The sequence below is a fragment of the Campylobacter sp. BCW_6463 genome (assembly GCF_001762785.1).
GTDB lineage: Bacteria > Campylobacterota > Campylobacteria > Campylobacterales > Campylobacteraceae > Campylobacter_D > Campylobacter_D jejuni.
Genome location: NZ_MJXL01000030.1, coordinates 41,117 through 56,882, shown reverse-complemented (window position 1 = coordinate 56,882; position 15,766 = coordinate 41,117). Strand labels below are relative to the sequence as shown.

Annotated in this window: 14 protein-coding genes and 1 pseudogene; 14 read left to right on the top strand and 1 reads right to left on the bottom strand. The window is 30.9% G+C overall.

The window, feature by feature from the left end:
* Positions 1–74: 74 nt before the first annotated feature.
* The 10 genes and pseudogenes from AJ884_RS03325 to AJ884_RS03285 all read left to right on the top strand — a co-directional run bounded on the left by AJ884_RS03325 (position 75) and on the right by AJ884_RS03285 (position 10,913).
* The gene (locus AJ884_RS03325) at positions 75–320 is read left to right on the top strand and encodes an RNA-binding S4 domain-containing protein (protein ID WP_002864726.1); all 246 of its coding nucleotides are present in this window, start codon (positions 75–77) and stop codon (positions 318–320) included.
* Positions 317–724, top strand: a complete 408-nt coding sequence (gene tsaE, locus AJ884_RS03320) for a tRNA (adenosine(37)-N6)-threonylcarbamoyltransferase complex ATPase subunit type 1 TsaE (RefSeq protein WP_070286441.1) — start codon at positions 317–319, stop codon at positions 722–724. Before AJ884_RS03325 ends, tsaE begins: the two co-directional genes overlap by 4 nt.
* Positions 717–1,445, top strand: coding sequence for an LPS export ABC transporter ATP-binding protein (gene lptB / locus AJ884_RS03315; RefSeq protein WP_002855252.1), 729 nt, complete (start codon positions 717–719; stop codon positions 1,443–1,445). The genes tsaE and lptB overlap by 8 nt, the downstream gene beginning before the upstream one ends.
* On the top strand, positions 1,445–2,695 hold the full coding sequence (locus tag AJ884_RS03310; RefSeq protein WP_070286440.1) for an RNA polymerase factor sigma-54: 1,251 nt from the start codon (positions 1,445–1,447) through the stop codon (positions 2,693–2,695). The genes lptB and AJ884_RS03310 overlap by 1 nt, the downstream gene beginning before the upstream one ends.
* Before the next feature lie 164 nt (positions 2,696–2,859).
* On the top strand, positions 2,860–4,284 hold the full coding sequence (locus AJ884_RS03305; RefSeq protein WP_002856715.1) for an anaerobic C4-dicarboxylate transporter: 1,425 nt from the start codon (positions 2,860–2,862) through the stop codon (positions 4,282–4,284).
* Positions 4,285–4,425: 141 nt separating this feature from the next.
* Positions 4,426–4,613, top strand: a pseudogene (gene kdpF, locus AJ884_RS09585) (K(+)-transporting ATPase subunit F).
* A gap of 9 nt (positions 4,614–4,622) precedes the next feature.
* Complete coding sequence (gene kdpA, locus AJ884_RS03300) at positions 4,623–6,314, top strand: potassium-transporting ATPase subunit KdpA (protein ID WP_002861365.1); 1,692 nt, start codon at positions 4,623–4,625, stop codon at positions 6,312–6,314.
* Positions 6,315–6,323: 9 nt separating this feature from the next.
* Entirely contained in the window at positions 6,324–8,369 is a 2,046-nt protein-coding gene (gene kdpB, locus AJ884_RS03295) for a potassium-transporting ATPase subunit KdpB (RefSeq protein WP_070286439.1), read from the top strand.
* 1 nt (position 8,370) lies between these two features.
* Positions 8,371–8,979: a potassium-transporting ATPase subunit KdpC gene (kdpC, locus tag AJ884_RS03290; protein WP_044780531.1), complete on the top strand. Its 609-nt coding sequence runs from the start codon at positions 8,371–8,373 to the stop codon at positions 8,977–8,979.
* 2 nt (positions 8,980–8,981) lie between these two features.
* The gene (locus AJ884_RS03285) at positions 8,982–10,913 is read left to right on the top strand and encodes a sensor histidine kinase (RefSeq protein ID WP_002871322.1); all 1,932 of its coding nucleotides are present in this window, start codon (positions 8,982–8,984) and stop codon (positions 10,911–10,913) included.
* On the opposite strand, the gene uvrB is transcribed toward AJ884_RS03285, so the two are convergent.
* Entirely contained in the window at positions 10,908–12,881 is a 1,974-nt protein-coding gene (gene uvrB, locus AJ884_RS03280; RefSeq protein ID WP_070286438.1) for an excinuclease ABC subunit UvrB, read from the bottom strand. The genes AJ884_RS03285 and uvrB overlap by 6 nt on opposite strands.
* Before the next feature lie 153 nt (positions 12,882–13,034).
* Here uvrB and AJ884_RS03275 point away from each other — a divergent pair, with 153 nt between their 5' ends.
* The 4 genes from AJ884_RS03275 to AJ884_RS03260 are packed head-to-tail and all read left to right on the top strand — an operon-like array spanning position 13,035 to position 15,766.
* Entirely contained in the window at positions 13,035–13,265 is a 231-nt protein-coding gene (locus AJ884_RS03275; protein ID WP_002852327.1) for a hypothetical protein, read from the top strand.
* Positions 13,255–13,497: a hypothetical protein gene (locus AJ884_RS03270; protein WP_002854947.1), complete on the top strand. Its 243-nt coding sequence runs from the start codon at positions 13,255–13,257 to the stop codon at positions 13,495–13,497. The genes AJ884_RS03275 and AJ884_RS03270 overlap by 11 nt, the downstream gene beginning before the upstream one ends.
* Positions 13,494–13,931 (top strand): prepilin-type N-terminal cleavage/methylation domain-containing protein, encoded by a 438-nt coding sequence (locus AJ884_RS03265; protein WP_002852324.1) that lies wholly within the window; start codon positions 13,494–13,496, stop codon positions 13,929–13,931. The genes AJ884_RS03270 and AJ884_RS03265 overlap by 4 nt, the downstream gene beginning before the upstream one ends.
* Positions 13,913–15,766: a primosomal protein N' gene (locus tag AJ884_RS03260; protein ID WP_044780529.1), complete on the top strand. Its 1,854-nt coding sequence runs from the start codon at positions 13,913–13,915 to the stop codon at positions 15,764–15,766. Before AJ884_RS03265 ends, AJ884_RS03260 begins: the two co-directional genes overlap by 19 nt.

The window sequence follows — 15,766 nt, the reverse complement described above, 5'->3', positions numbered from 1 at the left end:
TTTCTTAAAAAATAAAGCAAAGGCGTAAGCAAATTTTGTTCCAAAAATTGATTTTTTTTGCTAAAATTGCTTTTATGAGAGTAGATAAATTTTTAAACGTAGTTAATATCACGAAAAGAAGAGCTATTTCTGAAGATATGTGTAAAAGTGGTGTAGTAGGGATTAATGGCGTTATTGTTAAAGCGAGTAAAGAGGTTAAGGTGGGTGATATTATCACTTTACATTTTACTGAATACACTCAAAAATATAAAGTACTAGCTCTACCTAGTACGAAAAGCATTCCTAAAAACGCGCAAAATGAATATGTGGTAAAATTATGAAAGAATTTATTTTAGCAAAAGATGAGATCAAAACGATGCTTCAAATAATGCCTAAAGAAGGTGTTGTTTTGCTTCAAGGAGATTTGGCTAGCGGAAAAACAAGCTTGGTGCAAGCTTGGGTTAAATTTCTTGGTCTCGATGCAAGGGTAGATTCTCCAACTTTTTCCACTATGCAAAAATATGAAAATCATGATATTTGCATTTATCATTATGATATTTATCAAGAAGGTTTAGAAGGACTTTTAGCAAATGGTTTATTTGAAAATTTTTTTGAAAAAGGTTTACATTTGGTTGAATGGGGCGGTGAAAATTTGAAAAAAGCTTTAATGAAATTTGGAATTTCTACTATCCAGATTAAAATTAGCATTAAAGACGACAAAAGAAAGTATGAAATTTATGAGTAAATTAGAAATTGTAAATTTGGAAAAAATTATTAAAAAAACTAAGATTATACATGGAATTTCTTTAGAGGTTAATAGCGGAGAAGTTGTAGGACTTTTAGGGCCAAATGGTGCAGGAAAAACAACAACTTTTTATATGATATGTGGACTTATTTCTCCAAGTAGTGGAAAAGTTCTTTTAGATGGTTTGGATGTAACAAAAGATCCTTTAAATAAAAGAGCTAGATCAGGGATAGGTTATCTACCTCAAGAAAGTAGTATTTTTAAGGATTTAAGTGTAGAAGATAACCTGCTTTTAGCGGCTCAGATTTTTTATAAAGATAAAAAAATTTTACATGATAAAGTTGAGCAAATGCTTGAACTTTTAAGTATAGAACCTATTCGTTTAAGGAAAGGTTTAAGTTTAAGTGGAGGTGAAAGAAGGCGTTGCGAGATCGCTAGAAGCTTGATGTGCGAACCTAAGTTTTTGCTTCTTGATGAGCCTTTTGCAGGTGTTGATCCTATAGCAGTGGCTGAAATTCAAACTTTAATTAAAGAGCTTAAAAGATTAGGGATTGGGGTTTTAATTACCGATCATAATGTGCGTGAGACTTTGGCTATTTGTGATAGAGCTTATGTTATAAGATCAGGTTCTTTGCTTGCTAGTGGGAATGCTGATGAAATTGCAACCAATAAAGACGTGAAAAAGTATTATTTAGGAGCGGAGTTTAAACTCCTTGATTGATGTTAAAGCAAAAAATCACCCAAGCACCCAAGACTAAAATTTCTCAAACTTTACGCTCTTGGTTACCGATTTTACAAGCAAACATAGAGGATTTAAAAGAAAATTTAGATAAATTTGCTGAGGATAATCCTTTCTTAAATATTCAAGATTCGATACAAACTCATGATAAGGGTAAGAATTATTTTGATTCATTTTATAAACATAATGTAAATTCGGCTTTTGTGGATAGTAAAGGACTTGCCAAAAAAAGTGTTTATGAGCTTTTAAATGAACAGATTCTTTCTCCTTTGTTTCCTACAAACAAATCTCAAGAACTTGCAAAAAAAATTATAGAATGCTTAAATGAGGAAGGATATTTTGAATACGATGAAGAATTTTTAAAAGAGTATTCCTTAGAAGAAATTGAGCGAGTAAGAACAAGATTTAAATTTTTAGATCCTGTAGGAGTGGGAGCTAAAGATTATAAAGAAGCATTTTTATTTGCTCTTGAAAATATGGAATTAGATGAAGATATTGATGAATTTTGTAGAATGTTGATTATGGATTTTGAAAATATACAAAACTATACCAAAGAGCCTTTATATAAAGAAGCATTAGCTGTACTTAAGCGTTTTAGCACTCCTCCTTTTTTGGAATATTTTGAAGATTCTCGTATAATTGTTCCTGATATTTTTGTTTATAAAGAAAATGGTGAAATTAAAGTAAAAATCAATGATGATTATTATCCTGAAATTTCAATCCAAACTGATGGTTTAGAGCATGATTTTTTAAATCATTACATCAAAGAAGCAAAAAATTTAGTTGATGCTTTAGCGATGAGAAAAGCTACTCTTTATAAAATAGGGCTTATGATAGTAGAATATCAATATGATTTTTTTATGGGAAAAGAGATAAAACCTATGACTTTTAAGGATTTAGCACTTGATTTAGAACGTAATGCTTCGACTATATCAAGAGCTGTGGCAAATAAATATTTAAGTTGTGAAAGAGGACTTATTCCCTTGCGTGATTTTTTTGCTTTTGCTCTTGATGAAGAGGGAGAGACTTCAAATGTAGGTGTTAAAGAATTTGTGGCAAATTTAGTAAAGAATGAAGATCGCAATAAACCTTTAAGCGATAGTAAAATTTTAGAATTAATCAAAGAAGAATTTAAGGTCAATATCGGACGAAGAACTATTACAAAATATCGCAAACATCTTAATATAGCAAGCTCTACAGATAGAAAAAAAATATATGAACTTGAAGGATAAAATTCTATCAATCTATCAAACCCATTACGCTTGTGTTTTATATTTAAATTTAATTTAAATAATTTAAAAAATTGTTATTTTTATTTTTATAAATATTATTCTTTAATTTAAAAATGTGATACAATAATAACTGTTTTTAAATATCAATTTTCAAAGGAGTTAAAATGGACTTTTTAACAAGCCTTAGTGAGGGAGGGCAATTTGCAATCCAAATCATTATCGTTTTAATTTGTCTTTTTTACGGTGCAAAAAAAGGCGGTATAGCGCTTGGTTTACTTGGTGGTATAGGTATTTTAATGCTTGTATTTGCTTTTCATATAAAGCCTGGAAAACCAGCCATAGATGTTATGCTTACAATTTTAGCGGTGGTGGTTGCGAGTGCAACTTTGCAAGCAAGCGGTGGTTTGGATGTTATGCTTCAAATAGCAGAAAGAATTTTAAGACGCAATCCTAAGTTTTTAACAATATTAGCGCCTTTTGTAACCTGCTTTTTGACCATACTTTGTGGAACAGGACATGTGGTTTATACTATTATGCCTATTATTTATGATATAGCGATTAAAAATGGTATTCGTCCTGAGCGTCCAATGGCAGCAGCTTCTATATCATCACAAATGGGTATTATTGCATCTCCTGTATCTGTGGCTGTTGTGAGTTTGACTGCTTTGCTTTTAAATGCTAATCATAAATTAGCAGGTTTTGATGGTTATATCAATCTTCTTCAAATTACCATACCTAGTACATTATTTGGTGTATTGTGTATAGGAATTTTTTCTTGGTTTAGAGGAAAAGATTTGGATAAAGATGAAGTATTTCAAGAAAAACTTAAAGATCCTGAATTTAAAAAATATGTTTATGGGGATTCTAAAACACTTTTAGGTGTTAAACTTCCAAAAAGCAATTGGGTTGCAATGTGGATTTTCTTAGGAGCTATTGCTTTGGTAGCTTTATTGGGTGTATTTGATTTTTTGCGTCCAAACTGGGGACAAGTTGTAAAAAATGGCATTCCTCAAGTAGATGCTTTAGGTAACCCTAAAATGGATGTTTTATCCATGGTTTCAGTTATTCAGATGTTTATGCTTTTAGCAGGTTCTTTGATTATCATCTTTACTAAAACAGATGCAAAGAAAATCGGCTCTAATGAAATTTTTAAATCAGGTATGATAGCGCTTGTTGCGGTTTTTGGAATTTCTTGGATGGCTGATACTATGTTTGCAGTTCACACTCCTATGATGAAAGCAGCGCTTGGGGATATAGTAAAAGAGCATCCTTGGACTTATGCTGTAATGCTTCTTTTAATTTCAAAATTTGTAAACTCCCAAGCAGCAGCTATTTCGGCTTTTGTTCCTTTGGCTTTAGGAATTGGTGTTGAACCTGGTGTAATTGTTGCCTTTGCGGCTGCTTGTTATGGGTATTATATTTTACCAACTTATCCAAGCGATTTAGCTACTATACAATTTGACAGATCGGGTACTACTCACATCGGTAAATTTGTTATCAATCATAGTTTTATTTTACCAGGTCTTATAGGTGTAATCACTTCTTGTATAGCAGGATATTTTATTGCTATGGCAGCGGGTTATCTTTAACAATTTTTAGCAGGATTTTTCCTGCTAAATTTTTCATTTGTCTTTTTATTTAATATAGATAAAAATTATAAATAAATCATAAAATTAGTATTAATCAAAATATAAGCTTAACAAGGATAGAATAAATCCTATTTTGAATCAATGAGAAAGGGCTATCCTATGGATGTTATCTTTGCTTTGCTTCTGCTTTTAGCTTTTGGTAGTTTATGGTTTTTTATCCGTTTTTGTGAAATTCAAACTAGGACACGCGGATGATATTTTTACTAGTTTTAAGCTTAATACTTGCTCTTTATTTATTTTATGCTCTATTGTATCCTGAAAAATTTTAAAGGAAAAATATGCTAGAAATTTTAATAACACTGATTATAGCTTTTATATTAGCTTTAATTTTTGGAAATTATCTTTATAAAATTGCAAGCTGTAAAAAAACTATTTTTGATTTTATTTTTAATCCAATTGATAACTTAATTTATAAAATTTGTGCGATTGATAGAAAAAATATGACTTGGCAAAAATATTCTTTGCATTTAATTGCTTTTAATGCCTTAGTGGCTATTTTTTCTTTCGTGATTTTTTATTTGCAAGATAAACTTTTTTTAAATCCCAATTCGATAAATTCTATGAAAGGGGATTTGAATTTAAATACTGTAATTAGTTTTATTACAAATACAAACCTTCAGCATTATAGTGGAGAGAGTGCTTTAAGTTTGCTTTCGCAAAATACAGGCATTTTACTTGCTATGTTTGTTTCAAGTGCAAGTGGATATTCTGCTTGTATGGCTTTTTGTCGTGCTTTATGTGGCATGCAAATGGGAAATTTTTATGAAGATTTTACGCGTATTATTACGCGTTTGATGTTGCCTTTAAGTTTTATTTTGGCTGTAATTTTTATCTCTGAAGGCGTAGTGCAAAACTATCACGCAAATTTTAGCGTGCTTACTTTAGAAAATAAATTTCAAAGTATTGCCACAGGTCCTGTTGCAGCTCTTGAGTCTATAAAACATTTAGGGACAAATGGGGGTGGTTTTTTTGGTGCTAATTCAAGCATGCCTTTTGAAAATCCTACTTCACTTACAAATTTTTTACAAATTTTATCCATGATGCTTATTCCTAGTGCCTGTGTTGTAGCTTTTGGATTGATGGTTTATCATAGAAAAGAAAGACAAGGTTTTGCTCTTATGGGAAAAGAAGGGGGAGTTATTTTTGGTGCAATGGGGATTATTTTTATCATTTCTTTGCTTTTAATTTATTTTAGCGAAAAAATGTCAAATCCAAATTTGGATTCTTTGGGTTTAAATGCAAATTTGGGAAATTTAGAAGGTAAAGAAATAAGATTTGGCACAGATGGTTCGAGTTTATTTAGTGCTGTAACTACTGCTTTTACTACAGGAAGCGTCAATAATATGCACGATAGTTTAAATCCTTTAAGCATCAGTGCTACTTTGTTAAATATGATGTTAAATGTAGCTTTTGGTGGTGAAGGAGTAGGGCTTATGAATATGATTATTTATGTGCTTTTAACCGTGTTTATTTGTGCATTAATGATAGGCAGAACTCCAGAATTCTTGGGTAAAAAAATAGAAAGCGCACAAATGAAGCTTATAGCTTTGGTAATTCTTATCCATCCTTTATTAATCCTTGTTTTAAGTGCATTAGCTGTTGTTTTTGCAAAAGATAGTATAAGCAATCCTAGCTTTCATGGCTTGGCTCAAATTTTGTATGAATTTAGTTCTTCGGCAGCAAATAATGGTTCAGGACTTGAAGGTTTAAAAGATGATAATTTATTTTGGAATTTAAGTACAGCTTTTGCTATGTTTTGTGGGCGTTATTTGGTTTTAATAGCTCAGCTTGCTATAGCTGGATCGCTTTTGGCTAAAAATACACAAGAAAATACTGCAAATTCTTTAAAAACGGATAATTTAACTTTTATGTTTGTGCTTGTTTGTATTATATATATTTTTGCTGCACTTACTTTTTTTCCAGTGCTTACTTTATCAAGCGTTGCAGAATATTTATCTTTATGGCATTAAGGAGAGTCAATGTCTAAAAAACAAAATAAACTCATTACAAAAGAAATTTTAAATAATGCCATAAAAGGAGCATTTTTAAAATTTGATCCACGCTTTATGATAAAAAATCCTGTTATGTTTATGGTGGAAGTTGGATTGATTCTTACTTTGATTTTAAGTATTTTTCCTACTTTGTTTAATGGAAATTCTGATGAAAGAATTTATAACATCTTAATCACTTTTATTTTATTTGTAACCTTGCTTTTTGCAAATTTTGCAGAAAGTATTGCAGAAGGAAGGGGTAAAGCCCAAGCAGCTACCTTAAGACAAAGTAAAAAGGATTCTAAAGCTAGACGCATAAAAAGTGATGGCAGTGAAGAAATGCTTAATTCTAGCGAGTTAAAAATAGGTGATATAGTTTTAGTTAAAGCAGGTGAACTTATACCTAATGATGGAGAAATTATAGAAGGTGCTGCAAGTGTTGATGAATCAGCTATTACAGGTGAAAGTGCTCCTGTTATGCGTGAAGCGGGCGGTGATTTTTCTTCTGTTACAGGTGGGACTACGGTTTTAACTGATTTTTTAAAGATTAAAATTTTAGTTGGATCTGGGGAAAGTTTTTTAGATAAAATGATCAATCTTGTAGAAGGTGCTGCGCGTCAAAAAACTCCAAATGAAATTGCTCTTAATACTCTTTTAATTGTGCTTAGTTTGAGTTTTCTAGTAGTGGTTGTAAGTTTATATCCTTTTATGCAATTTTTAGGCGTGAGTTTGCCTATTTCGTGGTTAGTAGCATTGCTTGTATGTCTTATTCCTACAACTATAGGGGGGCTTTTATCAGCTATAGGAATAGCAGGTATGGACAGGGTAACGCGTTTTAATGTGATCGCACTTTCAGGCAAGGCTGTTGAAAGTTGTGGTGATGTTGATACTATGATTTTAGATAAAACGGGAACGATTACTTTTGGAAACCGTTTGGCAAATGAATTTTATGAAGTCCAAGGTATAAGCAAAGACGAAATGATTAAAGCTTGTGTTTTATCCTCTTTAAAAGATGAAACTCCAGAAGGTAAAAGTATAGTTGCATTGGCTCAAAAAATGGGTTATGAATTAGAAGGTAATGATATTAAAGAATTTATCGAATTTAGCGCTCAAAATAGAATGAGCGGTGTGGATTTGCAAGATAATACAAAAATTTGCAAAGGTGCTTTTGATGCTATAAGAGCTTATATAAGCGAAATGAATGGAAAAATTCCTAGCGATTTAGAAACTAAGGTAATGGAAATTTCAAATCTTGGTGGCACTCCTTTGGTAGTGTGTAAAAATGAAAAAATTTTAGGAGTAATTTATCTAAAGGATACAGTAAAACCAGGACTTAAAGAGCGCTTTGATGAGCTTAGAAAAATGGGCATAAAAACTTTAATGTGTACCGGAGATAATCCTTTAACAGCAGCTACTATAGCTAAAGAAGCAGGGCTTGATGGATTTATAGCAGAATGCAAGCCTGAAGATAAAATAGAAGCCATTAAAAAAGAACAAGCTCAAGGTAAGATAGTAGCCATGACAGGAGATGGAACCAATGATGCTCCAGCTCTTGCGCAAGCTGATGTAGGTATAGCTATGAACTCAGGAACTCAAGCAGCCAAAGAAGCAGCCAATATGATAGATCTTGATTCTAATCCTACTAAAATTTTAGAAGTAGTTGAAATAGGAAAAGGTTTGCTTATTACTAGGGGTAGTCTTACAACTTTTAGCATGGCAAATGATATTGCTAAGTATTTTGCTATTTTACCTGCTATGTTTAGTGTGGTTTTACCTCAAATGCAAATTTTAAATATTATGCATTTGACTACCCCGCAAAGTGCTATTTTATCAGCACTTATTTTTAATGCTATTATTATACCTTTGCTCATACCTATTGCTATGCGTGGAGTTAAATTTAAGCCTATGAAAAGCGAGCATTTGCTTTTAAGAAATTTGAGTATTTATGGTTTAGGTGGTATGATAGCACCTTTTATAGGGATAAAAATAATTGATATTCCTACAGCTTGGATACTTAGAATTTTAGGAGTGTGATATGCTTAGAACTTTGCTTAGTTTTTTTGTGGTAATGCTAATATTGTGTACTCTTATTTATCCTTTTGCTTTAAATACAGTTGCAAAATTTATTTTTCCTTATCAATCAAGTGGAAGTTTAGTGGATAAAGAAGGTCGTCCAACTTTGGATATAAGTAAAGCGGTAGGTTCAAAGCTTTTGGGTCAAGATTTTAATAAGCCTTATTTTCTACATTCAAGAGCATCTGTGTCAAATTACAATACAAGTGATACAAATGAAAGCAGTGTAAGTTCAGGTGGATTTAATTATGCTATGTCAAATCCTGCTTTAAAAGAGCGTGTGCAAAAAGATTTGCAAAAATTTTTAGATGAAAATCTGCAAATTACAAAAGAACAAATTCCTTTGGATTTATTAAGCGCTTCAGGATCAGGACTTGATCCTCATATCAGTCTTCAAGCAGCCCTAGTGCAAATTCCTAGGATAAGTCAATCTTCAAAAATCACCAAAGAAGAATTAGAAAAAATCATTCAAGAAAATACAGAGTCTAAATTTTTAGGGATTTTTGGGGAAGAAAAGGTTAATGTTTTAGCCGTTAATATAGCTATTGTTAAAGCCATGAAAAAAGAATAAACATGCAAAGACAAAGTCCTGAACAAATTCTTAAAAAACTTGAGGTTAAAGCCAAGGAAGAAGAAAAAAACAAACTTGCAAAATTAAAAATCTTCTTAGGTTATGCTGCAGGTTCTGGAAAAACTTATGCTATGTTAAGTGAAGCTAGAACTTTAAGGGATAATGGAGTTGATGTTGTTTTAGGCTATATAGAGCCTCACGATAGACCTGAAACAATGGCTTTAACACAAGGTTTTGAAAGTATAGCTAATCTTGAAATTCCTTATAAAAATATAGTATTAAAAGAGTTTGATTTAGACGCTACCCTTAAGAGAAAACCTGCTTTGGTTTTAGTAGATGAGCTTGCACACACTAATGCTAAAGGTTTGCGTAATGAAAAGCGTTTTCAAGATATAGAAGAACTTCTAAAAGCAGGTATTGATGTTTATACTACTTTAAATATACAACATTTAGAAAGTTTAAATGATTTAGTCGCTAATATCAGTAAGATAGAAGTTAAAGAGCGTATTCCTGATCGTATTTTTGATGATGCTGATCAGGTTGAACTTGTTGATATTGAACCCAATAAGCTTTTAAAAAGAATGCAAGATGGCAAAATTTATAAGGAAAAACAAGCTAAACTAGCACTTGAAAATTTCTTTCGCCAAGAAAGACTTATAGCTTTGCGTGAGATTGCCTTAAGAAGACTTGCTTCAAGAGTGAATTTAAGAGCAAGTGAACAAAGGCTTATTAATGATGATTTAGCTTATCATACTGGAGAGCATATTTTAGTTTGTATTAATGCTTCAAATGCAAAGGTTATTCGTGCAGCTGCAAGACTTGCTTTAGCTTTTCATGCTAAATTGAGTGCGCTTTATATAAAAAATCCCAATATTAAAGAAGAAAAAGCCTTAGAAGAAAATATAGAACTAGCTAAAAGTTTTGATGCTGAAATCATTAGCGTATATGATGATGATATAGCAAGACAAATTGCAGAGTATTCAAGCCTTAGCAATGTTTCTAAAATTGTTTTAGGTAAAAATAAAGATAAAAAAAAGTTTAAAGAAGAGATTTTTGAAGCTGTTGCTAAAAAAGCACCCAATATTGATTTATATCTTGTTAATGAAAATCAAATTTCTACTCCTAAAATACGAAGTAAAAAAGGTTTTGATTTTTTAGGTTTTTTAAAAATCACAGGAGTTTTGCTTTTAGCAACTTTTATAGCTTTTGTATTTCATAAATTTAATACTCAGCCAAGCAATATAGTTATGATTTTTATTTTAGCAGTTTTTGCTTCTTCTTTTATTTCTGATAATAAAATTTTCGCCTTTTATTCTTCTTTGGTAAGTGTTTTGATTTATAATTTTTTCTTTTTAGAACCTATTTTTAGTCTTAAAGTTCATGATAGTGGAAATATTATTACTTTTACAACTATGTTTATAGTTGGATTTTTAACAGCTGTTTTTACTAGAAGATTAAAATTGCAATCTAAAGAACTCACTAAAAGAGCTTATAGAACGGCTATTTTGCTTGAAAATAGTGAAAAGTTAGCAAGAGTGAAAAGCAAACAAGAGCTTTGGGAACAACTTGGAAATCAAGCTTTAAAATTATTAAATTTACCTATTATTATTTATCCTATAAATAAAAACAATATTTTATCGAAACCTTTGTTGTTTTTTAACGATGATAAGCAAATGTTAAAAAATTGTTTTAGTGCTGATGAGATTGCTATTGCTCAATGGGTTGCAACAAATAAAGAAAGAGCAGGTGTTTGTACAAATACCTTGCCTAATGCTAATGCTATGTATTTACCTATAGAAGATGGGGAAAAAACTAAAGGGGTCATAGGTATAGTTTTAAAAGAAAAACGTCCCTTGCAAGACTTTCAGTATGAAATTTTAAGTGCTTTACTTAATGAGGCAGGAGTTAGAACAAGGGATATATTTTTATTATAAATCCCTTAATTTATTAATCTCATCTCTAATAGCAGCAGCTTTTTCAAACTCAAGTGCTTTAGCTGCTTCAAGCATTTGCTTTCTTAACTCTTTGACAATTTTTGCTCTTTCGTTAGCAGGCATTTTTTCTAGTTTTTTACCTTTGCGATAAATTTCGCCTAAATCCTCTTCATTTTTCAAGCTCTCTTCAATATGGCGTTTGACTGAAGTTGGCGTGATATTGTATTTTTTATTATAAGCCATTTGAAGTTTGCGGCGTTCATTGGTGGTATCCATAGCTTCTTGCATGGATTTTGTGATTTTTTTGCAAAAAAGCAAAACCTTACCATTGACATTTCTAGCTGCTCTTCCCATGGTTTGGATTAAACTTGTAGTACTTCTTAAAAAACCTTCCTTATCTGCGTCCATAATGGCAATGAGTGAAACTTCAGGTAGGTCTAGTCCTTCTCTAAGTAAGTTAATGCCAATTAGCATATCAAAAGCACCACTTCTTAAACCTCTTATGATTTCATTGCGTTCTATAGCATCGATATCTGAGTGCATGTATTTGACTTTTATACCAAGCTCTAAATAATACCTTGTAAGTTCTTCAGCGAGTTTTTTAGTTAGTACGGTTACTAAAACTCGTTCGTTTCTTTGTATGACTTTTTTAGCCTCATCAAATAAAATTTCAACCTGATTATCGCTATCTTTTAATTCTATCAAAGGATCAAGTAATCCCGTAGGACGCATGATTTGATAAAAGATATTTTCTTTGCTAAGTTCAAGTTCTAAAGGTGCAGGTGTGGCTGAAACAAAAAGAAATTGACAATTTTTATGGATAAATTCATCAAACATTAAAGGACGATTATCCAAGGCTGAAGGCAAACGAAAACCATAATCAACCAAGGTTTGTTTTCTGCTTCTATCTCCTGCAAACATACCTCTAAATTGTGGTAAAGATACATGGCTTTCATCGACTATAACAAGAAATTTTCTATCTTTAATCGCAAAATAATCAAAAAGCGTATAAGGAGTATCACCTTCTTTAAGTCCTGTTAAATGCCTTGCATAATTTTCAACACCTTTACACATTCCTGTGCTTGTAAGCATTTCAAGATCAAATTCAACCCTTTGTTTAAGGCGTTGATATTCTACGAGTTTATTTTCATGTTCAAAATAAGCAAGGCGTTCGTTAAGTTCTGCTTTGATATCTTTTATCGCTTGTTTTAGTCTTGTTTCGCCCACGCTAAACTGGCTTGTAGGATAGAGTATGAAGCGTTTTAAATCTTTGCCTTTTTTATTTTCTAAAACATTGTAATGATACATAGCATCAAGTTCATCGCCAAAAAATTCAAGTCTTACTACTTCATCTTCATAATAAGCTGGATAAATGTCTATAATATCTCCTTGAACTCTAAAATCTGTACGATCAAAAAAATTATCATTTCTTTTATAACCCATATCTACAAGTTTTTTTAAAAGTTCTTTTTGTGAAATTTGCATACCTAGTTCAAAGATTAAAACCATGCCTATGTATTCATTTGGATTGCCAAGTCCATAATTTGCTGAAACACTAGCTATACAAACCACATCTTCATAACTTAAAAGAGAAGCAGTAGCACTCAGTCTTAAACGCTCTAAGTCTTCATTAGTAGAGCTGTCTTTTTCTATGAAAACATCAGTGCGTGGGATATAGGCTTCAGGTTGATAATAATCATAATAAGATATAAAATATTCCACATGATTTTTAGAAAAAAAGCCTTTAAATTCGCTATAAAGTTGTGCACAAAGGCTTTTGTTGTGACTCATGATAAGGGTAGGTATATTAAGTTCTTTAATGACATTTGCCATGGTAAAGGTTTTTCCACTTCCTGTAACGCCTAGTAAGGTTTGATATTTGTTGCCTTTTTTTATACTTTTTACTATACCTTTTATGGCTTCTTGTTGATCGGGACTGGGTTTAAATTCGCTGGTAAGTTCTAACATTTTTCTACTTTATTTTTATTTTTGAAAAAATTTTAAAAGAAAATGCTTTAATTAAAAATTAATTGACAATAAAAACCTAAATTTAAATTTTTTTCTGCTACAATATCAAATAATATTTTCCATAAATTACAAATTTCTTAAGAAGGCAAAAATATGTTTGATGAAAAAATAATCAATACTATGACAGATAAAGTAAATGAATTAATTGAAAAGTATAACGAAGTTTGCGAAGCCAATGAGGCTTTAAGAAATGAGCTTGTAAGTGTGAAAGCACAAAATGAAGCAAAAAGCAATCAAATCATGCGTTTAGAAGAAGAACTTAAATCTCGCAATATAGAAAGCGAAGATATTTATAAGAAAATAGAGGCTGTTCTTGGCAGATAATCTAAAACAAGTTATTGTTAATGTCAATGCAAAAGATTTCATTGTTAAGTGCAGTGAAGAATTTGCAAATTTTTTAGAAGATGATATCGCTTTAATTTCTGGCGGTACTAAAAAAATAGAACTTAAACGTTTTGTAGATGCGTTTGTTAAAAAAAGTTATGAAAATTATATTTTAGAAAGAGAACTTAAGAAACTAATAAAAGCAATCAATGAAGAACTCCCGACAAAATGAATAAAGCTTTTACTTTGCTTGAGCTTGTTTTTGTGATTTTGATTTTGGGAATTTTATCAAGCTTATCTTTATCTTTTATTAATACTACAAAAGATGAGGTTAAAATTTTAAAATTAAAAATGGACTATGAAATGCTAAGCTCGGCTCTTGCTTTAATGCGTAGTCAAATGAGACTTAAAAATTTAAATTTTCCAGAAATTTTAGATAATGCACAAAACAATCAAGCCAAAGAAAAACTCTTTTATTGTTTAAATGATTGTGATTATTCTTTGCTTGATACACCTATTTATTCTGATTTTAAATCTTGGATAAAAATAGGTAAAAATCACTATAGATTTGCATTAAATGCCAAAGAGATGGTTGAATTTATTTATGATTCTAAAGAAGGTTTGTTAAAGTGTATAGGAAGTTCTAGATGCAAAGATCTGATATAAGATATTATGAGCTTGCAATTTGTGGTTTGTATTTGGATAATTTAACTTTTCATAGTTTTGATGAAATCAAACCTTTAACACAAGTATTAGTGGATTTAAAAACTAAAAAAAACCTTAAAGCTATCGTGCTTAAAGAATGTCAAAAACCTGATTTTAAAACCGTAGAAATTAAAGAAATTACAGGGTATTTTCTAACTCCTTTGCAGTTTGAATTGGTAAATTTTATTGTTTATTATTATGCTTCAAAACTTGGTTTTGTTTTGGGTTTTTTTGAAACTAGTCCTAAGTATAAATGTCACAAAATGTTTTTTAAAGATACCCCTAAGCTAAGCAATCAACAACAAAATGCCTTAAGTTTTCTTCAAAAAGAAAATAATTCCTTGCTTTTTGCTGATACAGGTAGTGGCAAGACTGAAATTTATATTTCTTTGATAAAAGAGTGTTTAGAACAGGGTAAACAAGCTTTACTTTTGATGCCAGAAATCGCACTCACTCCACAAATGCAAAAGCGTTTGGAAGTGTATTTTAAGGATAATTTTTTCCTGTGGCATTCTAAAATTTCAAAGAAAAAAAAGCAAGAATATTTAGAGCGTTTTTGCAAGGGAGAAGTGCTTTTAGTAGCGGGTGCAAGATCGGCTTTGTTTTTGCCTTTTAGAAATTTAGGACTTATTGTAGTAGATGAAGAACACGATAATTCTTATAAGGCTTCTAATCAGCCTTTTATCAATGCAAGAGATTTAGCACTTTTTTTGGGTCAAAAAAATAATATTAAAGTGGTTTTAGGTTCTGCAACTCCATCTTTAACGAGCTTTTATAAACAAAAAAGTTTTAGATTAAAAGGAACTTTTTTTGACAGTAAAAAACATTTTTTATATGATGAAAATGAGCTTGGTATAACACCTATGCTTTTAAGCGAATTAGAAAAAAGTTTAAAACATCAAAAACAAGCTATAGTGTTTTTACCTACAAGGGCTAATTTTAGACAAATCATTTGCAAGGATTGTGGGGAAACGATAAAATGTCCTTTTTGTTCTATCGCTATGAGTATGCATAAAAAGAAAAATGTTTTAAAATGTCATTATTGTAATTATACTTCTTTGATAGAGCAAAATTGTCCAAGTTGTAAAGGAGAAATGTTAGAAGCTAGAAAAATGGGGACTGCTGAACTTTTAGAGCTTTTGCAAAATGCTTTGCCTTTAGCAAAAATAGTAAAATTTGATAGCGATGAAATCACAAGCGTTAAAAGGCTTAATACTATTTTAAAAGACTTTAATGAAAATAAGATCGATATACTTATTGGCACCTCTATGCTTGCTAAAGGGCATGATTATCATAGTGTGGATTTGAGTGTGATTTTAGGGCTTGATGAGTATTTGTTTCGTCCTAGTTTTAGAGCGAGTGAAGAAACTTTAGCTTTAGCTATGCAAGTTGCAGGTAGGGCAGGGCGTAAAGGCGAAGCAAGAGTACTTTTGCAAACAAAAAATAGAGCTTTTTTTGAAAGGTATATAGAGGATTATGATGCTTTTTTAAAAGATGAGTTAGAAAATAGAAAAGATCTTTATCCTCCATTTAAACGCCTTTTAAGAGTTCTTATAGAAGATAAGGATCAACAATCCTCACAAAAGCTTTGCGAAAAACTTGCCTATCAATTTAAAAATATCAAACAGGTAGAATTGGTAGGCTATGGAATTTGTGGAGTTGAAATGCTGCATGGAAAATATCGTTTTTATTTATTACTTAGAAGTGAAAATCATAAAGCTTTAGTGGCAATTGAAAATTATATTTTGCAATTTAAAAATGTAAGTGCAGATATTGATCCTATTGATTTTGTGTAA